The 20,766-nt window shown below is 63.1% G+C and carries 22 protein-coding genes; 15 read left to right on the forward strand and 7 right to left on the reverse strand.

The window, feature by feature from the left end:
- Nucleotides 1-4 precede the first annotated feature (4 nt).
- The 5 genes from rnhB to ACS13N_RS15180 all read left to right on the forward strand — a co-directional run bounded on the left by rnhB (nucleotide 5) and on the right by ACS13N_RS15180 (nucleotide 5,243).
- Nucleotides 5-691: a ribonuclease HII gene (gene rnhB, locus ACS13N_RS15160; RefSeq protein WP_438932391.1), complete on the forward strand. Its 687-nt coding sequence runs from the start codon at nucleotides 5-7 to the stop codon at nucleotides 689-691.
- A gap of 5 nt (nucleotides 692-696) precedes the next feature.
- Entirely contained in the window at nucleotides 697-1,479 is a 783-nt protein-coding gene (locus ACS13N_RS15165) for a TrmH family RNA methyltransferase (RefSeq protein ID WP_438932392.1), read from the forward strand.
- A gap of 141 nt (nucleotides 1,480-1,620) precedes the next feature.
- Nucleotides 1,621-2,496, forward strand: a complete 876-nt coding sequence (locus ACS13N_RS15170) for a M24 family metallopeptidase (RefSeq protein WP_438932393.1) — start codon at nucleotides 1,621-1,623, stop codon at nucleotides 2,494-2,496.
- 17 nt (nucleotides 2,497-2,513) lie between these two features.
- Complete coding sequence (locus ACS13N_RS15175; RefSeq protein WP_438932394.1) at nucleotides 2,514-4,313, forward strand: SDR family oxidoreductase; 1,800 nt, start codon at nucleotides 2,514-2,516, stop codon at nucleotides 4,311-4,313.
- Between the two features lie 33 nt (nucleotides 4,314-4,346).
- Entirely contained in the window at nucleotides 4,347-5,243 is an 897-nt protein-coding gene (locus tag ACS13N_RS15180; protein WP_438932395.1) for a metal-dependent hydrolase, read from the forward strand.
- 69 nt (nucleotides 5,244-5,312) lie between these two features.
- Here the strand turns inward: ACS13N_RS15180 and ppsR are convergent, their stop codons facing one another.
- Nucleotides 5,313-6,164: a posphoenolpyruvate synthetase regulatory kinase/phosphorylase PpsR gene (ppsR, locus tag ACS13N_RS15185; RefSeq protein ID WP_438932866.1), complete on the reverse strand. Its 852-nt coding sequence runs from the start codon at nucleotides 6,162-6,164 to the stop codon at nucleotides 5,313-5,315.
- 219 nt (nucleotides 6,165-6,383) lie between these two features.
- On the opposite strand from ppsR, the gene ppsA reads away from it, so the two are divergent.
- The 3 genes from ppsA (at nucleotide 6,384) to ACS13N_RS15200 (ending at nucleotide 10,325) form a co-directional block, all read left to right on the forward strand.
- Nucleotides 6,384-8,771, forward strand: coding sequence for a phosphoenolpyruvate synthase (ppsA, locus tag ACS13N_RS15190; RefSeq protein ID WP_438932396.1), 2,388 nt, complete (start codon nucleotides 6,384-6,386; stop codon nucleotides 8,769-8,771).
- 164 nt (nucleotides 8,772-8,935) lie between these two features.
- Entirely contained in the window at nucleotides 8,936-9,364 is a 429-nt protein-coding gene (locus tag ACS13N_RS15195) for an NfeD family protein (protein WP_438932397.1), read from the forward strand.
- Nucleotides 9,365-9,398: 34 nt separating this feature from the next.
- Nucleotides 9,399-10,325: an SPFH domain-containing protein gene (locus ACS13N_RS15200; protein WP_438932398.1), complete on the forward strand. Its 927-nt coding sequence runs from the start codon at nucleotides 9,399-9,401 to the stop codon at nucleotides 10,323-10,325.
- 25 nt (nucleotides 10,326-10,350) lie between these two features.
- Here ACS13N_RS15200 and smpB read toward each other — a convergent pair whose 3' ends face one another.
- A complete protein-coding gene (smpB, locus tag ACS13N_RS15205) occupies nucleotides 10,351-10,797 on the reverse strand; it encodes an SsrA-binding protein SmpB (protein WP_438932399.1) in 447 nt (148 codons plus the stop codon).
- Nucleotides 10,798-10,923: 126 nt separating this feature from the next.
- Between smpB and ACS13N_RS15210 the strand changes: the two genes are divergently transcribed.
- Nucleotides 10,924-11,361, forward strand: a complete 438-nt coding sequence (locus tag ACS13N_RS15210; RefSeq protein ID WP_438932400.1) for a type II toxin-antitoxin system RatA family toxin — start codon at nucleotides 10,924-10,926, stop codon at nucleotides 11,359-11,361.
- Nucleotides 11,348-11,716, forward strand: coding sequence for an RnfH family protein (locus ACS13N_RS15215; RefSeq protein WP_438932401.1), 369 nt, complete (start codon nucleotides 11,348-11,350; stop codon nucleotides 11,714-11,716). Before ACS13N_RS15210 ends, ACS13N_RS15215 begins: the two co-directional genes overlap by 14 nt.
- Nucleotides 11,717-11,723: 7 nt before the next feature.
- Here ACS13N_RS15215 and ACS13N_RS15220 read toward each other — a convergent pair whose 3' ends face one another.
- Together ACS13N_RS15220 and ACS13N_RS15225 are read right to left on the reverse strand one after the other, a co-directional pair.
- The gene (locus ACS13N_RS15220; protein ID WP_438932402.1) at nucleotides 11,724-12,251 is read right to left on the reverse strand and encodes a hypothetical protein; all 528 of its coding nucleotides are present in this window, start codon (nucleotides 12,249-12,251) and stop codon (nucleotides 11,724-11,726) included.
- Nucleotides 12,252-12,406: 155 nt separating this feature from the next.
- Nucleotides 12,407-13,351 carry a DMT family transporter gene (locus ACS13N_RS15225; protein ID WP_438932403.1) on the reverse strand — a complete coding sequence of 315 codons (945 nt, stop codon included), beginning with the start codon at nucleotides 13,349-13,351 and terminating at the stop codon, nucleotides 12,407-12,409.
- A 154-nt stretch (nucleotides 13,352-13,505) separates the two neighbouring features.
- Between ACS13N_RS15225 and guaB the strand changes: the two genes are divergently transcribed.
- The 4 genes from guaB to ACS13N_RS15245 all read left to right on the forward strand — a co-directional run bounded on the left by guaB (nucleotide 13,506) and on the right by ACS13N_RS15245 (nucleotide 17,622).
- On the forward strand, nucleotides 13,506-14,969 hold the full coding sequence (gene guaB, locus ACS13N_RS15230; RefSeq protein WP_438932404.1) for an IMP dehydrogenase: 1,464 nt from the start codon (nucleotides 13,506-13,508) through the stop codon (nucleotides 14,967-14,969).
- A 123-nt stretch (nucleotides 14,970-15,092) separates the two neighbouring features.
- A complete protein-coding gene (locus ACS13N_RS15235) occupies nucleotides 15,093-15,671 on the forward strand; it encodes a hypothetical protein (RefSeq protein WP_438932405.1) in 579 nt (192 codons plus the stop codon).
- Complete coding sequence (guaA, locus tag ACS13N_RS15240; RefSeq protein ID WP_438932406.1) at nucleotides 15,646-17,265, forward strand: glutamine-hydrolyzing GMP synthase; 1,620 nt, start codon at nucleotides 15,646-15,648, stop codon at nucleotides 17,263-17,265. Before ACS13N_RS15235 ends, guaA begins: the two co-directional genes overlap by 26 nt.
- 87 nt (nucleotides 17,266-17,352) lie before the next feature.
- Nucleotides 17,353-17,622: a hypothetical protein gene (locus ACS13N_RS15245; RefSeq protein ID WP_438932407.1), complete on the forward strand. Its 270-nt coding sequence runs from the start codon at nucleotides 17,353-17,355 to the stop codon at nucleotides 17,620-17,622.
- A gap of 28 nt (nucleotides 17,623-17,650) precedes the next feature.
- Here the strand turns inward: ACS13N_RS15245 and ACS13N_RS15250 are convergent, their stop codons facing one another.
- Together ACS13N_RS15250 and ACS13N_RS15255 are read right to left on the reverse strand one after the other, a co-directional pair.
- Nucleotides 17,651-18,106, reverse strand: a complete 456-nt coding sequence (locus tag ACS13N_RS15250; protein ID WP_438932408.1) for a universal stress protein — start codon at nucleotides 18,104-18,106, stop codon at nucleotides 17,651-17,653.
- An 81-nt stretch (nucleotides 18,107-18,187) separates the two neighbouring features.
- Nucleotides 18,188-19,198, reverse strand: coding sequence for a zinc-dependent alcohol dehydrogenase family protein (locus ACS13N_RS15255; RefSeq protein ID WP_438932409.1), 1,011 nt, complete (start codon nucleotides 19,196-19,198; stop codon nucleotides 18,188-18,190).
- Nucleotides 19,199-19,347: 149 nt separating this feature from the next.
- On the opposite strand from ACS13N_RS15255, the gene ACS13N_RS15260 reads away from it, so the two are divergent.
- Complete coding sequence (locus ACS13N_RS15260; protein WP_438932410.1) at nucleotides 19,348-20,574, forward strand: MgtC/SapB family protein; 1,227 nt, start codon at nucleotides 19,348-19,350, stop codon at nucleotides 20,572-20,574.
- Here the strand turns inward: ACS13N_RS15260 and ACS13N_RS15265 are convergent, their stop codons facing one another.
- Nucleotides 20,575-20,757: a YgaP family membrane protein gene (locus tag ACS13N_RS15265; RefSeq protein WP_438932411.1), complete on the reverse strand. Its 183-nt coding sequence runs from the start codon at nucleotides 20,755-20,757 to the stop codon at nucleotides 20,575-20,577.
- Between the last annotated feature and the right edge of the window lie 9 nt (nucleotides 20,758-20,766).

The following is a 20,766-nucleotide window of genomic DNA, read 5'->3' on the forward strand; positions in this document are numbered from 1 at the left end:
CGCCATGGCTTCCCGTAAACCCAATCCGGATCAGCTCGGCTTGCTGCTGTCGCAAGCGCCGGCGAGCGAGCGCACACGCATCCTGTGCGGTGTGGACGAAGCGGGTCGTGGGCCACTGGCCGGGCCGGTGACGGCGGCTGCGGTCATCCTCGACCCGCGCAAGCCGATTGCCGGGCTGGCCGACTCCAAGATCCTTACCGCAAAGAAGCGCGAAGCGCTCTACGACGAGATCATCGAAAAGGCGCTCGCCTGGCACGTGGCCGAAGCGACTGTCGACGAGATCGACCGCATCAATATCCTGCACGCGACCATGCTGGCGATGCAGCGCGCCGTACAGGGCGTGGCGGCGAAGGGCACGTTGCCGGATCTCGTGCAAGTGGACGGCAACCGTTGCCCGCAGGTGCCGTTTGCCGTGGAGGCCATCGTCAAGGGCGATGCGCTGGTGCAGGAAATTTCAGCGGCGTCGATCCTTGCCAAGGTCACGCGTGACCGACAGTTGGTTGCGCTACATGCGGAGTTTCCGCAGTACGGTTTCGACGTGCACGCCGGTTACGGTACGCCTCAGCACCTAGCTGCCATTGAGGTGCATGGGGTGACGCCGCATCATCGCCGTTCGTTCGCACCGGTGCGCCGTGCACTTGAAGCACAGCCCGCAACCAGGGCCAGCGTCAGCCCTGCCTGGGACAACTGATTTTCATGAAGCACATCACTTCCCGCGACAACGCGATCTTCAAGCACCTGAAAGCGCTGTCGGGCTCGACGCAGCAGCGCCGGCGCGCGGGGCAATCCGTGCTGGATGGCGTGCATCTGGTCTCGGCCTATCTGGATGCGGGCCATGTGCCGGCCCAGCTCCTGGTTTCCGAGCGTCATAGCGAACACCCGGAAGTCTCGGTGCTGCTGGATCGCGTTGACCCGCAGACCGTCATCCTGCTGGCCGACAATCTGTTCGCGCAGCTCACCACGGTGGTCAACGGCATTGATCTGATCGCCTTGGTTGAAACGCCGGAGGGGCATCTGCCGCATTCGGTCGATGCCGATTGTGTGATCCTCGACGGTATTCAGGATGCCGGCAACGTCGGCTCCATTCTGCGATGCGCGGCGGCGGCGGGTGTGCGCGATGTGTTCATGACGGCAGGCTGCGCGTTTGCATGGTCGGCCAAGACGCTGCGCGCTGCAATGGGCGCACATTTCCACCTGAACATCGTCGAGCACTGCACGTTCGAGAGCCTGCACCCGCGCATCCAGGTGCCGTTGCTGGCAACGTCGTCGCACGCCAGGCAGGCGGTCTTCGACGTGCCGCTGAGTGCACCCGTCGGCTGGGTGTTCGGCAATGAAGGCGCGGGCGTTTCGGATGAATGGCTGTCGGCCGTCACTACACCGGTGACGATTCCGCAGCCAGGCGGCATGGAATCGCTCAACGTGGCTGCCGCAGCAGCCATCTGCCTGTTCGAGGCGGTACGCCAGCGCCGTGCTGGCTGATCTCATTTTCCTGTTGACTACCGGTCACACGACGTTTTCAAACGCCAGAAAAGTCCCGCATTGACTTTGCCATTGAGTAATGGAACATTGAGATAGGTGCCATTGAGCGCCCCTCGATAACCAGACTCAAGGAGACCGGCAATGCCGAACCCCGCCCTGGCGCGCGTCAATGTCGACGAGCTCGCGCAGTTTCGCGAAATCCAGCAACTCGCCTATCAATGCGTTGAGGCCGTTGGGGGCATGCTGCGCCCAGGCATGACCGAGAAGGACGCAGCCAAGCTGCTCACCGAGTGGCTGGGTGACCGCGGCGTGCACGACTGGCTGCACAAGCCGTTCGCCTGGTTTGGCGATCGTACGGCGTTCCAGGGCTTTTCGGGCCTGACACACATGGCGGGTTTCAACATGGCCTTCTTCCCGTCGTCGCGGCGGCTGGAGGAGAACATGCCCGTCATTCTGGACGTGGCACCCGTGCGCAATGGCGTGATTGCCGATGTGGGCTACGCCACGTGTCTTGGCCAGAATGCCATCCTCGAACAACTGCTGGACGATCTGATGGCGCACCGCGAGCTGATCGTGCGCTTGATTCGCGAGCGTCGCCCGATGGCGGAGGTGGCACGCGCGGTCGACCAGCTCTGCATGAAACAGGGTGTGGAGCCGCGCCACAAGGCCTATCCGTTTAAGGTATTGGCGCATCGCGTGGCCAAGCTGGAAAGCCCGTCTAAGCCGCGGTTCGTGGCGCGTTTCGGGCTGAATGCCACGCGCAACCTGATCCTCGATCAAGTGCGTAGTGGTAAGCAGGACGGATGGTCGCCGCTGTGGTCGATCGACCGGCGCTCCGAGCACGCACCGGTACCGGGTATGTGGGCCGTCGAGCCGCACCTGGGCTTCCACGGTGTGGGTGCCAAGTTTGAAGAGCTGCTCGTCATTACTGAAGACGACGCCTACTGGCTCGACGACGACCTGCCGCACGTGCGTCGTTGGCAGCAGCGCCAGCTTGCGCAGCAGCGCGCCGCCTGATGCTTGCGGAGGCTCAGATGAAAACGCTTGTTGAAGAGGCCCCGCTGGCGTTGTTCGAGCCGGCCGCCGCCTTTCCACGTGCCGAGCGCACCGTGCAATCCGGTGATGTCGCGCTCGCCGTCAAGACCTGGGGCGACCCGGCTCGCCCGACCGTCGTGCTCGTCCACGGTTACCCGGACAACAGCGAGGTCTGGCACGAGATGGCGCCAATACTCGCGCGCGACTACTACGTCATCGCCTATGACGTACGCGGTGCGGGGCAATCGAGCGCGCCCAAGGGCATGCGCAACTACGCCTTCGCGCGGCTGACCGACGATTTCATCGCCGTCATCGATACGCTGAGCCCGAACAAGCCGGTTCACCTGATCGCGCACGACTGGGGTTCGATCCAGTCGTGGGAGTTCGTGACGGAAGAGCGCTTGCGTGGGCGCATCGCGTCGTACACGTCGTGCTCGGGGCCGTGCCTCGACCACGTGGGTCATTGGATGCGCGCGCGGTTGCTGCGGCCGACGCCGTCGTCGCTGGGCAAGATGCTGGGGCAGCTTGTGCGCTCGTGGTACGTGCTGCTGTTCCACCTGCCGATCGTGCCGGAGCTGAGCTGGCGCCTTTGGCTGGGCCGTGCGTGGCCGCGTGTACTGCGTCGCGTGGAAAAGACCACCATCGTGCCGCGTGCTACGCAGACGGCCGATGGTGTACGTGGAGTCTCGCTGTATCGCGCCAACTTCATCCGCAGCCTGTTCACGCCGCGCAAGCGATACGCGCATGCACCCGTGCAGGTGATCGTGCCCACGCTGGACAAGTACGTCAGCCCGGCGCTGTCCGAAGACCTGTCGCGCTGGGTGCCGAACTACTGGCGGCGCGAAGTGGTGGCGCGCCACTGGCTGCCCGTGACGCACGCTGAACGCATGGCCGAGATGGCGCGCGAGCTGATCGAGCACGCCGAGGGCAAGCCGGAGTCTGAAGTGCTGCAGCGTGCCCGCCAGCATGGCGGGCGCAAGCCGTTGACGGGCAAGCTCGCCGTCATCACCGGCGCGGGCAGCGGTATCGGCCGTTGTGCGGCACAGGAATTTGCGGAGCAGGGCGCCAGCATCGTCGCGGTCGACATTCGCGCAGACGACGCCGAACGCACGGCCACGCTCATCCGCCTCTCCGGCGGCAAGGTCTGGGCGCGCGTCGCCGACGTGGGCAACGCGGAGCAGATGGAGGCCCTGGTCGATTGGGTCGGTAAGGAATTGGGTGGCGCAGACATCGTCGTCAACAACGCGGGCATCGGCATGGCCGGCGGCATCGTCGACACCTCCGAGCGCGATTGGCAACGCATCCTGCATGTGAACGTGTGGGGCGTGATTCATGGCGCACGGCTGTTCGCCAAGCAGATGGTGGCGCGCGGGCAGGGCGGGCACATCCTGAATACCGCGTCAGCCGCCGCTTTTGCGCCGTCGCGTGATCTCGCGGCCTATGCAACCACCAAGGCCGCCGTGCTGATGCTGTCCGAGTGCATGCGCGGCGAACTGGCCGGGCAGGGGATCGGTGTGTCGGCCATCTGCCCGGGCTTTGCCGAGACCGGAATCATGGCCTCTACCGTCTACGCCGGCACGACCGAGGCACAGCAGGCCCAACTGCGCGCCCGCGCGACCAAGCTCTACCAGCTGCGCGGCCTGAAGCCCGAGACTGTCGCCAAAGCCATGCTACGTGCGGTGCTGGGCAACAAGCCGGTCGTCACGATCGGCATCGAGGCGCATTCGTCGCGCTTCATCTCACGCTATGCGCAGTGGCTGAGCCGGTTGATCGCACGCGTGAGCATGGCTGGACATTGAGCCCGCCGCCGACAAGAACGACAGGAGACCACCATGACCGCGCCCGACTACTACATCAAGGCCCGCCACGTCCGCTTCGACTGGAAAGAGACGCCCATCCAATGGATTCCCGGCGATCCGTCCAGCACGCACATCATCAACATCCTGAACCTGCTGTTTCCGGCGGGTGAATTGTGGTTCTGCCGTGTCTACAACAAGGCCATGCCGCAGATCACTCACGCGAAGCTGCGCGCCGACGCCGAGGGTTTCCTGCGTCAGGAGGCAGTCCACTCGCGCTCGCACGGCGGCGTGCTGACGCATTACTACAAGGACCACGGTATCGACACCGCACCTTTCACCAAGCGGCTGGATTGGCTGTTCTCCAAGGTGCTCGGCGAGCAGCCGCTCGGCCTGAAGATCGGCCATACACGCTTTTGGTTGCGGCAGCAGTTGGGCATCATTGCCGCGCTGGAGCACTTCTTCGGCTATCTCGGCAACTGGGTGCTCAACGCCAAGGGGCTGGATGCCGTCAAGGCCGATCCGGTCATGCTGGATCTCTTGCGTTGGCACGGCGCGGAGGAAGTCGAACACCGGACCGTTGCGTTCGACATCTTCCGGCATATGGGCGGCACGTATCTCGAACGCTGCTTCCACATGCTGACCACGATCCTGCTGTTGCTGTACTTCCTGATCACCGGTTTCCGCTTCATGTACAAGCACGATCCGGGGGCGGGGCGGTTTCCGGGGTTTATTCGTGGCTGGTGGCATGGCTCGCGGCGCAATTGCCTGCCGTCGTTCTGGAAGATGCTGGGGGCGGCGCTGCGCTACTTCCGGCCGAGCTACACGCCGCATCACGAGGGCTCGACCGAGCAGGCGCTGGCCTATCTGGCAACTTCTCCTGCGGCCCAGGCAGCTGCGCACGGTGGCAACTGGGTGCGTGACCGCGCTTGAGCCTGCATCGCCAGAAAAGCAAAACGGCCGGTTTGAACCCGGCCGTTTTTCATTGCGTGAGCACGACGCTCAGTAGTTGTTGTGCTCAATCTTGACGTCCTGCAGGATCGTCGTCGCAATCTCCTCGATCGATTTGTGCGTGGACGAAAGCCACTTGATGCCCTCCCGGCGCATCATCGATTCGGCTTCATTGACCTCGTAACGGCAGTTTTCCACTGCGGCGTATTTACTGCCTGGGCGACGTTCGTTGCGAATCTCGGACAGGCGCTGTGGGTCGATCGACAGCCCGAAAATCTTGCTCTTGTAGTCGTACAGCACCGTGGGCAGCTTACCGCGCTCAAAATCGTCGGGAATCAGCGGATAGTTAGCTGATTTCACCCCGTATTGCATCGCCAGATAAAGACTGGTTGGCGTCTTGCCGCTGCGCGACACCCCCACCAGGATCACATCCGCCTCGGCCAGGTTCTTGTGTGACTGGCCGTCATCGTGCGCAAGTGAAAAGTTGATCGCTTCGATGCGGTTTTTGTACGCCTCAGTGTCGGCGTTCTGGTGGAAGCGGCCGATGGCGTGGGTGGACTTGAGGTTCAGCTCCTTCTCGAGCGGCTCGATGAAGGTCTGGAACATATCCAGGATGGTGGCCTTGGCCCGATGGACGATCTGGTTGGCCTCGGCATCCACCAGCGTGGTGAAGACGATCGGGCGAACACCCTCGGCGCTGAACGCCTCGTTGATCTTGCCAACCGCCACATGCGCCTTCTCGATCGTGTCGACAAATGGAATCCGCACCTGGCGGAATTTCATCTCGAACTGGGCCAGGATGGAGTGGGCGAAGGTTTCTGCGGTGATCCCGGTGCCATCCGACACGATAAAGACAGTGCGGGCGGCCGGGCGGGCGGCAGATGCGGCGGCGAGGTCGATCATCGAAAACAAGGGGTTTTTCCAGCACGCAGGCAAGAAATCGTGCTGCGGCACGGTAGAATAGCGGCGATCGTTTCGCTAAGCAATTCGGGCCCGCCGCCCGCCAGACAATGTCACAGCGGCTCCCCCGGATGATTTAGCCAAGCGATTCGCATGGCCAGACGAAAAAAACATGCCCCGTGCGTATCCGACCGGTTTTTTACTTAGCTTAGGGACTTTTGTATGACTAACCTGTCGCAAGACGGCGCCTATGTGCTGCCGTTCGAGCAACTGCGGATGACCGATGTTGAGGTCGTTGGCGGTAAGAACGCTTCGCTGGGCGAGATGATCTCCCAGCTGGATAGCGCCGGCGTGCGCGTTCCGGGCGGTTTTGCCACCACGGCACTGGCATTCCGTGACTTCCTTGCCCACAACAACCTGACCGAGCGCATCTCGCAGCGCCTGGCTGCGCTGGACGTCGACGACGTCAAGGCGCTGGCCGTTGCCGGCAAGGAGATCCGCGAGTGGGTCGCCACCGCACCGTTCCAGCCGCGTCTGGAGCAGGAGATTCGCGAGTCGTACGCTCGCGTGGCTGCCCGTGAAGGTGCCGAGGCATCGTTCGCGGTGCGCTCCTCCGCCACAGCTGAAGACTTGCCGGACGCCTCGTTCGCTGGCCAGCAAGAGAGCTACCTCAACGTGCTGGGCATCGACGACGTGCTCGACAAGATCAAGCACGTGTTCGCCTCGCTGTACAACGACCGTGCGATTTCGTACCGCGTGCACAAGGGCTTTGCCCATGACGTGGTGGCCCTGTCGGCGGGCATCCAGCGCATGGTGCGCTCGGACTGCGGCGCCTCGGGCGTGATGTTTACGATCGACACCGAATCGGGCTTCCAGGAAGTCGTCTTCATCACCTCCAGCTACGGCCTGGGCGAAACGGTGGTGCAGGGTGCGGTGAACCCGGACGAGTTCTACGTCTTCAAGCCGACGCTGGCCGCCGGCCAGTACCCGATCATCCGCCGCTCGATCGGCTCCAAGCTGATCAAGATGGAATTCACCGCGCCGGGCGAAGCTGGCCGCGTGAAGACCGTCGACGTGCCGGGCGAACTGCGCAACCGCTACTCCATCAGCGACGCGGATGTGACGGAGTTGGCCAAGTACGCCGTCATCATCGAGAAGCACTACGGCCGCCCGATGGACATCGAGTGGGGCCGCGACGGCAAGGACGGCAAGATCTACATCCTGCAGGCCCGCCCGGAAACGGTGAAGAGCCAGGCACACGGTAAGGTCGAGCAGCGCTTCCGCCTGAAGGGTTCGGCACCGGTGCTGACGACCGGCCGTGCCATTGGCCAGAAGATCGGCACGGGCCCGGTGCGCGTGATCAACGATCCGGCCGAGATGGAACGCGTGCAGCCCGGCGACGTGCTGGTTGCCGACATGACCGACCCGAACTGGGAACCGGTGATGAAGCGTGCTTCGGCCATCGTCACCAACCGTGGCGGCCGTACCTGCCACGCGGCCATCATCGCGCGTGAGCTGGGCGTGCCGGCCGTGGTCGGCTGCGGCGACGCCACCGACCTGCTGAAGGACGGCACCCTGGTGACGGTCTCGTGCGCCGAAGGCGACGAAGGCAAGATCTACGACGGCCTGCTGGAAACCGAAATCACGGAAGTCCAGCGTGGCGAAATGCCGACGATCAGCACCAAGATCATGATGAACGTCGGCAACCCGCAACTGGCGTTCGACTTCTGCCAGATTCCGAACGGCGGCGTTGGCCTGGCGCGTCTGGAATTCATCATCAACAACAACATCGGCGTCCACCCGAAGGCGATCCTCGACTACCCGCAAGTCGACAGCGACCTGAAGAAGGCTGTGGAAAGCGTGGCCCGCGGCCATGCCAGCCCGCGCGCGTTCTACGTCGACAAGCTGGCCGAGGGCATCGCCACCATCGCCGCGGCGTTCTATCCGAAGCCGGTGATCGTGCGCCTGTCGGACTTCAAGTCCAACGAGTACAAGAAGCTGATTGGCGGTTCGCGCTACGAGCCGGACGAAGAAAACCCGATGCTGGGCTTCCGTGGTGCCTCGCGCTACATCGCTGAAGACTTCGCTGAAGCCTTCGAGATGGAGTGCCGTGCCATGAAGCGCGTGCGCGACGAAATGGGCCTGACCAACGTTGAGGTCATGGTGCCGTTCGTGCGTACGCTCGGCCAGGCCGAGAAGGTGGTCGAGCTGCTGGCCAAGTACGGCCTGAAGCGCGGCGAAAACGGCCTGCGCCTGATCATGATGTGCGAAGTGCCGTCCAACGCGATCCTGGCTGAGCAGTTCCTGCAGCATTTCGACGGCTTCTCGATCGGCTCGAACGACCTGACGCAGCTCACGCTGGGTCTGGACCGCGACTCCGGCATGGAGCTGCTGGCCAAGGACTTCGACGAGCGTGATCCGGCGGTCAAGTTCATGCTGCAGCGTGCCATCTCCACGGCGCTGTCGATGGACAAGTACGTTGGCATCTGCGGTCAGGGCCCGTCCGACCACCCGGACTTTGCCGAGTGGCTGGCCAAGGAAGGCATCTCGTCGATCTCGCTGAACCCGGATTCGGTGGTCGACACGTGGAAGAAGCTGGGTTCGGCCTAATTCGGGCCGGATCTAGAGTGTTGTAAGACAAAGCGCGTATCTTGTGATGGGTACGCGCTAACAAGAACGCGAAGTGCCCGGCGGCGTCCAACGCAGGCGGGGGCCGAGCGATATGCCCCCGCAGACGTGCAGCGTCGCGGGGGTTTTTTTCTGGGAGAGGGAGCATGTCGGCTCAGACCGTTTGGTTTTCGCTGGCTGTGCTGCTCGTCATCGGTGAGCTGATGACGGGTACGTTCTACTTGTTGATGGTGGCGATTGGCCTGCTGGCCGGTGGTCTGGCGGCGCTGGTCGGGCTGGCATTTCCGGCGCAGGCCATTGTGGCTGCCGTCGTCGCGGTGTTCGGCATCGCTGGGCTGCGGCGCTCGCGCTATGGGCGCGTGACGCGCGAAGATGCCGCCCGCAATCGCAACGTGAATCTGGATATCGGCGAGGTGCTGCGCGTAGACGCGTGGTCGCCTGAGCGTCGTGCGCGCGTGCAGTATCGTGGCGCTGCGTGGGACGTCGAGCTGGCGCCGCACGCCACTGCTTCGAGCGGCGAATTCCGCATCGTCGAGGTACGCGGCAACGTGCTGGTTGTCGCACCCAAACATTAAGCCTTAGCACCCAATACCAACAACCGGAGGTTCTATGTTCGAGCTGGGGACTCTCGCGCTTATCGTTCTGTTTGCCGCTATCGTGCTGATCGCGCAGGGCATCAAGATCGTGCCGCAGCAGCACGCCTGGATTCTGGAGCGGCTGGGCAAGTACCATGCAACGCTGTCGCCGGGGCTCAACATCGTGTTGCCCTTTGTCGACCGCGTGGCCTACAAGCACGTGCTCAAGGAAATCCCGCTCGACGTGCCGAGCCAGATCTGTATCACCAAGGACAACACGCAATTGCAGGTGGACGGCATCCTGTACTTTCAGGTGACCGACCCGATGCGGGCGTCGTACGGTTCGAGCAACTTCGTGGTCGCCATCACGCAGCTCGCGCAAACCACGCTGCGCTCGGTGGTCGGCAAGCTGGAGCTGGACAAGACGTTTGAAGAGCGCGACTTCATCAACCACAGCGTGGTCAATGCGCTGGATGAGGCCGCCTCCAACTGGGGCGTGAAGGTGCTGCGCTACGAGATCAAGGATCTGACGCCCCCGAAGGAAATCCTGCACGCCATGCAGGCGCAGATCACGGCGGAACGCGAGAAACGTGCACTGATCGCCGCATCAGAGGGTAAGCGTCAGGAGCAAATTAACCTGGCATCCGGCGCGCGTGAAGCGGCCATCCAGAAGTCCGAAGGTGAAAAGCAGGCCGCCATCAACAGGGCGCAGGGCGAGGCAGCAGCGATTCTGGCGGTGGCTGAGGCCAACGCGCAGGCGATCCAGAAGATTGGTCACGCGATCCGCACCGATGGCGGCATCGACGCAGTCAACTTGAAGGTGGCGGAAGAGTATGTGAGCGCGTTCGGCAACCTGGCCAAGCAGGGCAATACGCTCATCGTGCCGGGCAATATGGGCGACCTGAGCACGATGATTGCGTCAGCGTTGACGATCGTGAAGCAGCAGCGGCCGGGCGCCTAAGCGCAGGTGTGCGGCGAGAAGGCGATTAGGCCTTCTCGCGCATGAGGCGCGCCTTCTCGCGCTGCCAGTCGCGGTTCTTCTCGGTTTCGCGCTTGTCGAACTGTTTCTTGCCCTTGGCGAGACCAATTTCGCATTTCACGCGGCCGCGCGTGTAGTGCAGGTTGAGCGGGACGAGCGTGTAGCCGCGCTGCTCGACCTTGCCGATCAGCTTCTTGATCTCTTCGGCGTGTAGCAGGAGCTTGCGGGTGCGCACGGGGTCGGGGTTGACGTGCGTGGAGGCCGATTGCAGCGGGCTGATGTGCGCCCCGATCAAGAACAACTCGGCGTTACGGATGACGACGTAGCCTTCTTTGATCTGCGCACGGTTGGCGCGGATGGCCTTCACCTCCCAGCCCTCGAGTGCCATGCCTGCCTCGTAGCGTTCTTCGATGAAGTAATCGAAAAAGGCTTTCTTGTTGTCGGCGATGGTCATACGTTGGAATGTGCGGTGAGCGCACAGGGGGTGACGATCCCTGCATGCGCTGCGATAAAATGGCGAGTTTAACAAATCCGCCGCGTGTCTTATGGATGTGCGGCGTGCAAAGCTTTCGGATGGCGCATGGCAGACGTTGAAAAAACCGTGTTGATTGGCCACTCGGCCGAACAGATGTTCGACCTGGTCACCAACGTCAAGGATTATCCGAACTTCTTGCCTTGGTGCGGCGGCGTAGAGATCTTCGAGCAGACGGAGACGTCACTCGATGCGCGCGTCGATATTGCCTTCAAGGGTATCCGCCAGCATTTTCGGACACGCAATACGCAAACGCGACCCACCCGGATTGATATGCAGTTTGCCGACGGCCCTTTCAAGGCCTTCACCGGCTTTTGGGTGTTCACGCCGTTGCGCGCCGACGCCTGCAAGATCAACTTCCACCTGCATTACGAGTTCTCCAGCCACCTGCTGGAAAAAATCATCGGCCCGGTGTTCAGCATGATTGCCAATACCTTCGTCGATTCCTTCGTCAAGCGCGCTGAGACCGTCTATGGTGAATCCTGAGCAGCTTGAGGTGATGGTTTGCCTGGCGACGGTCACGCCGCCGCGGCTGGTCAATGTACAGGTGCCGGCGCAGTCGACAGTGGCTGATGCGGTGCGGATCTCGGGGGTTCTGGATGGATCGGATCTGACGATCGATACATGCCGCCTGGGCATCTATGGCAAGCGCAAGACGCCGGATGCGCGGCTGCATGCGCGCGATCGGGTGGAGATCCTGGGGCCGCTGATCGCCGATCCGAAGACGGCGCGCCGGCGCCGCGTGCAGAAGGTACGGGCAACCGGTACCCGCGAAGGCCTGAAGTGGCTGCGTAATGGGGCGCCACCCGAGGCGCCGCCCAAAGACGACGTCCTCAAGTAACGATCGCTCAGTTGCAGTTGGTGCTCAGGGCAGCCTGATTGCGCGCAACGGCGGCGGCACGCTGGTTGTCATCCATATAGGCAATCGAGCCGTCGGCCTGCGCGGTACCGATACGGCGGCCTTCCTGCATATACGTGGTTTCGTTGCGCAGGCGCGCGCATTCCGCCTGCTTGCGCTGAGCGGCTTCGGCTTGTTTGGCCTCGTCCTGCTCCTTCTTTGCGCGATCGGCCATGCGTTTGCGCAGGGCTTCGTCCGGGTCAACGGTTACGCTGGAGGCGGGCTGGGCGGCTTTGGGTGCAGAGGCGGCCTGAACGGCGGAAGCCGGTGCCGGCATTGCTTCGTACGCGGTAGCGGTGCGGCTGTTCGGGTTGCGGATGATGCGGCTGGGCGGTACCGACGGCGGCGGTGCCGCGTCGCTGTACACCATCAGGCCTTTCTCATCGCGCCATTGCCAGGCCCATTGTGCTTGGACCGCCGGGCAGGCGAGGGCGATCAGTGTGGCGGTGGCGGGCAGCAGGACGTGCAGTCGTTTCATGGAGTTCTCGTTCGATGGCCTGCCGATGGCGCGCTGGCCGACCCGACGACGGCCCCACGACGCGCACGGGAGCCCGGTGGCGTGATCGCCACTTGATGATGTAGTCCGATGGCCCAGCTTGGCACATCGACTCGCCCCCCGGCAAGGCGCCCAGTTTATGCAGACTTGTCTTCTGCGTGCAAGCGCACCGACCAGCCGACACCCACGATTAGCAAGGCGATTGCCGCGATTTCAAGCGGGCGAGGCCAGCGCCCGTCGTACACAAAGCCGTATGCCAGTGCGAACAGCGTCTCGAATACGATTAACTGGCCTGACAGCGTGAGTGGCAGGCGGCGAGACGCGATGTTCCACAGGTTGTTGCCGATCAGCGACGCGCCCAGTGCCACGGCAGTGTTCACTGCCCAGAACGTGCCCCAGACGCGGCCACCGCCGCTGGCCCAGCCTGTGCCGGTCACGAGCAAGGCGACTGCGGTCAGAGCGCTCGACAGAGCACCGCTCGAGATGCCATACAGCGCCGACCACTCGTTACTCGAGAAATGCGGATTGCGTTGCAGGTAGCGCGCATTGTCTACCGCGTACCAGGTCCAGCTGCACAGCGCACCGGCCGCGCAGGCAATGCCGGCGACGCGTTGCCAGATGGGGCGAATATTGGCCGCGGCCGCGGCGCTCTCATGGCCGAACAGGTCGATGTTGATGCACACGATGCCGATGGCCACCACCAGCAGCGGCCAGATCAGCCGGGAAAGCGGCACGGCACCATGGTCGCGCCGTCCCAGCACTGTCACGGTGATGGGCAAGATGCCGATGATGAGTGAGGTGGGTGCAACCCCGGCGAGCTGCACGCCAAATGCCACCAGAACGTAATAGACAAGGTTGCCGCTGCAGGATTGCTTGACCAGCGCCAGGCAATCGGCGCGGGTGATCTTGCGGGCAATACGGGGGAGGATGGGAGCAGCGGCAATGGCCGCGATGGCGCCGTAGGCGAGGTAGCGGCCTAGAGCCAGTTCCCAAGGCGAGAACGCTGGCAGCGCCCGGGGCGCAATGAAGACCATGCCCCACATCGCCCCGGCCAGCAGGGCGCACAATAGGCCAATTCCCATTCGAACACTTGCGAGGCAGATTCTGCGCGGCCGCTGGCGGCGCATAGCGCTTTAGGTGCGTGCGCGAAGAAAAATTTATCGAGCATAGCACGGCCTTCTACAACCGTGGGGCGAATTCCCGTATAATCCGATTTTGCGCCTAGAGGAAATTGCTATGCGTCTTGTCCAGAAAGCACTCACATTCGATGACGTGCTGCTCGTCCCGGCCTATTCGGCCGTCCTGCCCCGCGATACGTCCCTTCGCACCAAGCTCACCCGTTCGATCGAACTCGCCATTCCGCTCGTCTCCGCTGCCATGGATACGGTTACGGAAGCGCGGCTCGCCATCGCCATGGCGCAGCAGGGTGGTATCGGTATCGTCCACAAGAACCTGAAGCCGGAAGAACAGGCGCGCGAAGTTGCCAAGGTCAAGCGCTTCGAATCGGGCGTGCTGCGCGATCCGATCACCATCGGCCCGGACATGAAGGTCCGCGACGTGATGGCGCTGTCGGCCCAGCACGGCATCTCGGGTTTCCCGGTGCTGGAAGGCAAGAAGGTGGTGGGCATCATCACCAACCGCGACCTGCGCTTCGAAGAAGAACTGGACGCCCCGGTGCGCGCCAAGATGACGCCGAGCGAGAAGCTCGTCACCGTCAAGGAAGGCGCCTCGCTGGAAGAGGCCAAGCGCCTCATGAACAAGCACCGCCTGGAGCGCGTGCTGGTGGTGGGCGAAGCTTTCGAGCTGCGCGGCCTGATTACCGTCAAGGATATCCAGAAGGCCACGGAATACCCGCTGGCCTCGAAGGACGAGCGCGGTTCGCTGCGCGTGGGCGCGGCCGTGGGCGTGGGCCCGGATAACGACCTGCGCATCGATCTGCTGGTCAAGGCAGGCGTGGACGTGATCGTGGTCGATACCGCGCACGGCCACAGCCAGGGCGTGCTCAGTCGCGTGCGTTGGATCAAGGATAACTACCCGCAAGTGCAGGTGATTGGCGGCAACATCGCCACGGGTGAAGCGGCCAAGGCGCTGGTCGATCACGGTGCCGATGGCGTCAAGGTCGGTATCGGCCCGGGCTCGATCTGCACGACGCGGATCGTCGCCGGCGTGGGTGTGCCGCAGATCTTTGCCGTGTCCAACGTGGCCGAAGCGCTCAAGGGCACCGGCGTGCCGCTGATCGCCGATGGTGGTATCCGCTACTCGGGTGATGTTGCCAAGGCACTGGCTGCCGGCGCGCACACCGTGATGATGGGGGGCATGTTCGCCGGTACGGATGAATCCCCGGGTGAGGTGTTCCTGTTCCAGGGGCGTTCGTACAAGAGCTACCGCGGCATGGGCTCGGTGGGCGCGATGAAGGATGGCGCTGCCGATCGTTACTTCCAGGAAGACAACACCGCCAACGTTGACAAGCTGGTGCCGGAAGGTATCGAGGGTCGCGTGCCGTACAAGGGCTCTGCGTTGCCGATCGTGCATCAACTCACGGGCGGCGTTCGCTCGTCGATGGGCTACTGCGGTTGCGCGTCGATTGCCGAATGGCACGAGAAGAGCCAGTTCGTCGAGATCACGGCCGCTGGCATGAACGAATCGCACGTGCACGACGTGCAGATCACGAAGGAAGCACCGAACTATCACCGCGACTGATCGGCTCCGATCACCGCATACAAGATAGAAGGCAAAGCAGTACTGCCGCCGGGGCGCGCGGGCGCTCCGGCCGATTTAACCGGTGGCCGGAGCACGGGCGGCCACCCGCAACTGGAGACACTGATGAAAGCGCTTTTGCGACTCGTTCTGTTTCTGGATGCGGCTGTCGCACTGTGCGTCGGTCTCGTCCTCCTGGCTTCGCCGATGACGTCCATCTTCGGCGCGCTGCAACTGCCGCAGCCGGAACCGGCGATGTACGGCCAACTCCTCGGCGTCACGCTGATCGGGCTGGCTTGGCTGCTGTGGCAAGCCACCATCAACGGGCAACTGACCACCGCCGTGGCGCAGGTGGTCGGCCATGTGAACCTGGCCGTGGCCGTGCTGGTGATTGCCTGGCTGCTGTTCTTCCACCTGCCGGTGGAAGGCGCGGGCCGCATCTGGCTGCCGACGTTTGCTGCGGTGCTGGCGGCGTTTTCCGCCGTGCAGATTCCCGCCTCGCGCCGTGTGCGCACCAATGAACGCGAGCGCGCGCAGAAAGCCCGCGACGATGCCGCTGCCGAGCGCGAACGCCAGCGCGCGGAAGCCGCCGAGCGCAAAGAACCCGCCTACATGCCGCCGCCTGGCTACGGCCCCGGCACTGAAGTCGACACGATTGCCGATTCCATTCCTCCACAACATGCACGACAAAGTCCTCATCCTTGATTTCGGCTCGCAGGTCACGCAACTGATCGCGCGTCGCGTGCGCGAGGCGCACGTCTACTGCGAAATCCACCCGAACGATGTGTCCGACGCCTTTGTGCGCGAGTTCGCACCCAAGGCCATCATCCTGTCCGGCAGCCACGCCAGCACCTATGAAGACCACCAGCTGCGCGCGCCCCAAGCCGTGTGGGACCTGGGTGTTCCGGTGCTCGGCATCTGCTACGGCATGCAGACCATGGCCGTGCAGCTGGGCGGCAAGGTGGAGTGGAGCGACCACCGTGAATTCGGCTACGCCGAGGTGCGTGCCCATGGCCACACCCGCCTGCTCAAGGACATCCAGGACTTCGCCACGCCGGAAGGCCACGGCATGCTCAAGGTATGGATGAGCCACGGCGACAAGGTTACCGAGCTGCCGCCGGGCTTCAAGCTGCTGGCGTCCACGCCGAGCTGCCCGGTCGCCGGCATGGCCGACGAGGCGCGCGGCTACTACGCCGTGCAGTTCCACCCGGAAGTCACGCACACCGTGCAAGGCCGCGCGCTGCTTGAGCGCTTTGTGCTGGAGATCGCCGGTGCCAAGCCGGACTGGGTCATGCGCGACCACATCGAGGAAGCCGTTCAGCGCATCCGCGAACAGGTGGGCGATGAAGAGGTGATCCTGGGTCTGTCGGGCGGTGTGGATTCGTCAGTGGCTGCAGCGCTGATCCACCGTGCGATTGGCGACCAGCTCACCTGCGTGTTTGTCGACCACGGCCTGCTGCGCCTGGACGAAGGCAAGATGGTGATGGACATGTTCGCCGGCCGCCTGCACGCCAAGGTCGTGCACGTGGATGCCTCCGAGCAGTTCCTCGGCCACCTGGCCGGCGTGACCGACCCGGAAGCCAAGCGCAAGATCATCGGCCGCGAGTTCGTCGAAGTGTTCCAGGCAGAAGCCAAGAAGCTCTCCAACGCGAAGTGGCTGGCGCAGGGCACGATCTATCCGGACGTGGTCGAGTCGGGCGGCACCAAGACGAAGAAGGCAACCACCATCAAGAGCCACCACAACGTGGGTGGCCTGCCGGAAACGCTGGGTCTGAAGCTGCTCGAGCCGCTGCGGGATCTGTTCAAGGACGAAGTGCGCGAGCTGGGCGTGGCGCTGGGCCTGCCGCACGAGATGGTGTATCGCCATCCGTTCCCGGGTCCGGGCCTGGGCGTGCGCATTCTGGGTGAGGTCAAGCGCGAGTACGCGGACCTGCTGCGCCGCGCCGATGCGATCTTCATCGAAGAACTGCGCGGCACCAAGGCCACGGCGCAGGATGCTGCCGCCGGCCTGTGCACGGAGGCGGATGTGGGCAAGAGCTGGTACGACCTGACCAGCCAGGCGTTTGCGGTGTTTGTGCCAGTCAAGTCCGTGGGCGTGATGGGCGATGGCCGCACGTATGACTACGTGACGGCCATGCGTGCGGTGCAGACGACTGACTTCATGACCGCGCACTGGGCGCATCTGCCGTATGCGCTGCTCGGCCGCGTGTCGAACCGCGTTATCAATGAGGTGCGTGGATTGAGCCGAGTCGTGTATGACATTTCCGGCAAGCCGCCTGCGACGATTGAGTGGGAATAGAACCAGGTTCTTCGAGGACGATCGCCAGCTATAGAGAAGCCGCCGTAACGTATTGATTTTCAAAGAAATAGGTTGCGGTGGCTATCGGTGACCATCGCCGGCCAGCAGATCAGGTTGGCGGTAGAGGCGGCGACGACCAAGAAGACGGCGAGTGCCAAGGTCAGTATCGTGCCGAAGACGCACAGCGCGGCCATGGATAGTACGCACTACGTGCGCTTCGTCGATATCTCGGAGCCATTTCGCGCCGAGCTACCGTTTCTGAACCTATCCCAGAATGGTCCGATTTTTCCGGTCGCCCCGAGAATCCAGATGACCTCTCTCAATTGCGCTAGCGACCGGCTTGGCTTCTACGCGTGACAAGCATGCTCAAGGCTTGCGCTGCTGGTCACTCTTCAACCTCGCTGCGAACCATCAGCACAGGTTTATTGGTCTTGCGAACCACGCCTTCGGCCACACTGCCCAGCACCAGATGGCTGAGCCCACTCCGGCCGTGCGTACCAAGTACGATCAGGTCCGCTCCGTTCTCGTTGGCTTCCGCCACGATGGTCGCCGAGATCTGGCCGGGTGCGATGCCTCGCTCCAGCAGCTTGGTCGAGTGTTTGATGCCGGCCGTCTCCAGTTTGGTCGCCGCGCTGGCCAGGGTTTCCCGGCCCACCTCGAGCACACGCTTTGCGTAGGCAACTGAGTCGCAGCCGACCATGTCGAAGGTCAAGTCCGAGTTGTCAGCCACAAACAAGGCCTCGACCTCTGCGCCAGTGGCTTTGCCTACGACGATGGCCTGATGCAATGCGAGGAGCGATGCATGACTTCCGTCGATAGCGAGCAGGATGCGTTGGTACATGGTGGTCTCCAAGGGGATCATGCGGGATGGTGCCGCGTGTCACCAGCGTAGACCGCATGGAGGGCGCCCCCTTGACGCACATCAACGCTTGTCAGGCGTCACCCTCAGTACTGCGGCACCGGCAACGTGCCCAGCGCGCAGGTCATCCAGTGCGGTGTTGGCATCTTGCAGCCGGTACGGCGTGACATGAACCTTTAGTGGGATTGCCGATGCCACACGCATCAGCGCAAGACCATCCGCGCGGGTCAGGTTGGCGACCGACATGAGCTTGCGTTCCTCCCACAGCAGCCGGTACGGGAACGACGGAATATCGCTCATGTGAATGCCGCCACAGACCACGGTGCCCCCCTTGGCGACAGCCAGCAGGGCTTGTGGTATCAGCGCCCCAACCGGAGCAAAGATCAAGGCCGCATCCAGCAGCTCTGGCGCAGATTGATCGCTCGATCCAGCCCAACTGGCGCCTGTTGCCAGGGCAAGCTGCTGTGCGGCAGTGTCTCCGGCGCGTGTGAAGGCGAACACTTTGCGCTGCTCCGCCACGGCGATCTGGGTGACCAGATGCGCTGCCGCACCAAAGCCATAGATGCCGATTCGACGCGCATCTCCAGCCATGCCTAGCGTGCGGTAGCCGATCAGGCCTGCGCACAGCAGCGGAGCCGCATGCGCATCGTCATACTGCTCTGGAATGGGCAGGCAGTACCGGGCATCGCAGACCACGTATTCGGCATAGCCGCCGTCACGCGTGTAGCCCGTGAAGGCAGGGTGGTCGCACAGGTTCTCGTGCCCGCTCAAACAGAACGGGCAGGCTCCACATGTCCAGCCAAGCCAGGGCACCCCAACTCGATCGCCTGGCGCAGGCGAAGAAACGTCCGGGCCACAGGATTCGACCACGCCCACGATTTCGTGGCCGGGAATGAGCGATGCCTTGGGGTTGGGAAGCTCACCATCCACGATATGCAGATCGGTGCGGCATACCCCACACACCGATACCGCGATTCGCACTTCACCCAGGCCCGGATTCGGGACTGGCACGTTTCGCAGCTGCAAAGGTCTACGCGCGCCATCGAGAACCATGGCTTGCATCGAATTGAGCATGGACGCCTCCGCACACAAAGCACATGTCCAGTATGAACGACCCATGTTGGGCCATCGCTTGGACACCGGGCCAGCAACTGCGCTAGATCAAAGGGGGCGACCCGCCGCTGGCCATACTGAACGAACGCAATATTGAAGCCGTAAAAGGAATGTCCTCGCTACTGTCGTTTTCCGTTGCGTTGGGCTTGGCGCTAGCCATCGGTCTTGAGCGAGAGCGAAGCCACGCAGGTGTTGAAGAGTTGCCCGCTGGAATGAGGACGTTTGCGATCGCGGGGTTGGCGGGGGCGATTGCTGCGAGCCTTCCCATTCCATTTGCGGTGCCTAGCGTCCTACTTGGTATTGCGGCGCTCGCCGCTGTCGAGTATCACCACTCGGCCGAAGACGATCCCGGGCTGACCACGGAACTAGCGCTTGTCGCAACGACCCTGCTGGGCGCATACGCCGTGAGCGAGCCGGAAATGGCTGCCGCGCTGGGGACGGTACTGCTGATGTTGCTGTACGCCAAAACGGCGTTGCATCGATTCGCCCGCACGGTGATCACACAGCGTGAGCTTGCTGACTTGCTGACGCTCGCCGTCGCGGCATTGCTCATCTGGCCTGCGATTCCCGATCGATCCATGGGCCCGCTGCAGGCCTGGAACCCGCATTCGCTCTGGTTGGCGGTGTTGCTCGTCATGCTGATGGGAAATGTCGGTCACGTGGCGGTGCGATGGCTTGGCGACCGCATCGGACTCCCGTTGGCAGGCTTGTTCAGCGGTTTTGCGTCCAGCGTGGCGACCATTGCAAGCATGGGGGCACGGGCACGCGCGAAACGTTCGTCAACAAGCGGGGCTGTTGCTGCAGCATTGCTGTCGAACGTTGCAACATTGGTACAGATGGCGTTGCTGGTGCTTGCGATCGATCCTGCCTTACTGCGGTCCTTGGTGATACCGCTTGCCGTTGGCGTGCTGGTGACGGCGGGCTGGGCAGGATTTTGGATGATGCGTGACAGCGCGGCGCTTGAAGCGGAGGGGGACAATGCGTCCTCTTCAATTCATTGGCGCGCCGCCGTCGGCTTTGGGCTGTGGACGGCAACCTTGCTGCTGATCGCAGCGGTGTCGCGGGAGTGGTTTGGGACCGTTGCGGTGGTCGCAGTTACATTGTTTGGTGCGTTAGCTGATGTGCATGCTGCCACCGCTGCTATCGCTACCCAGGCGGCTGGCGGAGCAATTGCGCGTTTGGCCGCAGGCGCACTCATCATGCTGGCGTTGTCCGTCAACACCCTGACCAAAGTGGTTGTTGCAACCAGTGGGGGGAAAGCATTTGCGGGTCAGGTCGCTGTCGGCTTGCTGACCGCGCTCGTTGCAAGCTGGATGATATTTTGGATTGCCGCCTAGTCAATCTCGGCCGATGCCCATCATCCAATAGACCGGGCACATGCGGATGAGGCCGGTGAGTAGCGGTACCAGGCCAAGCCATCCAACCCAGGCCGGTACCTTGCTGAACAGCGCCAGCAGAATCATCACGATACCGATCAGGATGCGAATGACGCGGTCGGTGGTTCCAACATTGGGAAACATGGCAGCGCT

Origin of the sequence: Ralstonia sp. 24A2, assembly GCF_051783885.1 — a bacterium.
Taxonomy (GTDB): domain Bacteria; phylum Pseudomonadota; class Gammaproteobacteria; order Burkholderiales; family Burkholderiaceae; genus Ralstonia.

What these genes read in the sequence shown, in the direction of transcription:
- ACS13N_RS15210 (WP_438932400.1), top strand. Translation starts at nt 10,924, where the DNA reads ATGGCAGACGTTGAAAAAACCGTGTTGATTGGCCACTCGGCCGAACAG.
- ACS13N_RS15165 (WP_438932392.1), top strand. Translation starts at nt 697, where the DNA reads ATGAAGCACATCACTTCCCGCGACAACGCGATCTTCAAGCACCTGAAA.
- ACS13N_RS15235 (WP_438932405.1), top strand. Translation starts at nt 15,093, where the DNA reads ATGAAAGCGCTTTTGCGACTCGTTCTGTTTCTGGATGCGGCTGTCGCA.
- ACS13N_RS15220 (WP_438932402.1), bottom strand. Translation starts at nt 12,251, where the DNA reads ATGAAACGACTGCACGTCCTGCTGCCCGCCACCGCCACACTGATCGCC.
- guaB (WP_438932404.1), top strand. Translation starts at nt 13,506, where the DNA reads ATGCGTCTTGTCCAGAAAGCACTCACATTCGATGACGTGCTGCTCGTC.
- ACS13N_RS15250 (WP_438932408.1), bottom strand. Translation starts at nt 18,106, where the DNA reads ATGTACCAACGCATCCTGCTCGCTATCGACGGAAGTCATGCATCGCTC.
- ACS13N_RS15175 (WP_438932394.1), top strand. Translation starts at nt 2,514, where the DNA reads ATGAAAACGCTTGTTGAAGAGGCCCCGCTGGCGTTGTTCGAGCCGGCC.
- ACS13N_RS15260 (WP_438932410.1), top strand. Translation starts at nt 19,348, where the DNA reads ATGTCCTCGCTACTGTCGTTTTCCGTTGCGTTGGGCTTGGCGCTAGCC.
- guaA (WP_438932406.1), top strand. Translation starts at nt 15,646, where the DNA reads ATGCACGACAAAGTCCTCATCCTTGATTTCGGCTCGCAGGTCACGCAA.
- ACS13N_RS15195 (WP_438932397.1), top strand. Translation starts at nt 8,936, where the DNA reads ATGTCGGCTCAGACCGTTTGGTTTTCGCTGGCTGTGCTGCTCGTCATC.
- ACS13N_RS15200 (WP_438932398.1), top strand. Translation starts at nt 9,399, where the DNA reads ATGTTCGAGCTGGGGACTCTCGCGCTTATCGTTCTGTTTGCCGCTATC.
- ppsA (WP_438932396.1), top strand. Translation starts at nt 6,384, where the DNA reads ATGACTAACCTGTCGCAAGACGGCGCCTATGTGCTGCCGTTCGAGCAA.
- smpB (WP_438932399.1), bottom strand. Translation starts at nt 10,797, where the DNA reads ATGACCATCGCCGACAACAAGAAAGCCTTTTTCGATTACTTCATCGAA.
- ACS13N_RS15215 (WP_438932401.1), top strand. Translation starts at nt 11,348, where the DNA reads ATGGTGAATCCTGAGCAGCTTGAGGTGATGGTTTGCCTGGCGACGGTC.
- ACS13N_RS15170 (WP_438932393.1), top strand. Translation starts at nt 1,621, where the DNA reads ATGCCGAACCCCGCCCTGGCGCGCGTCAATGTCGACGAGCTCGCGCAG.
- ACS13N_RS15255 (WP_438932409.1), bottom strand. Translation starts at nt 19,198, where the DNA reads ATGCTCAATTCGATGCAAGCCATGGTTCTCGATGGCGCGCGTAGACCT.
- rnhB (WP_438932391.1), top strand. Translation starts at nt 5, where the DNA reads ATGGCTTCCCGTAAACCCAATCCGGATCAGCTCGGCTTGCTGCTGTCG.
- ACS13N_RS15225 (WP_438932403.1), bottom strand. Translation starts at nt 13,351, where the DNA reads ATGGGAATTGGCCTATTGTGCGCCCTGCTGGCCGGGGCGATGTGGGGC.
- ppsR (WP_438932866.1), bottom strand. Translation starts at nt 6,164, where the DNA reads ATGATCGACCTCGCCGCCGCATCTGCCGCCCGCCCGGCCGCCCGCACT.
- ACS13N_RS15180 (WP_438932395.1), top strand. Translation starts at nt 4,347, where the DNA reads ATGACCGCGCCCGACTACTACATCAAGGCCCGCCACGTCCGCTTCGAC.
- ACS13N_RS15265 (WP_438932411.1), bottom strand. Translation starts at nt 20,757, where the DNA reads ATGTTTCCCAATGTTGGAACCACCGACCGCGTCATTCGCATCCTGATC.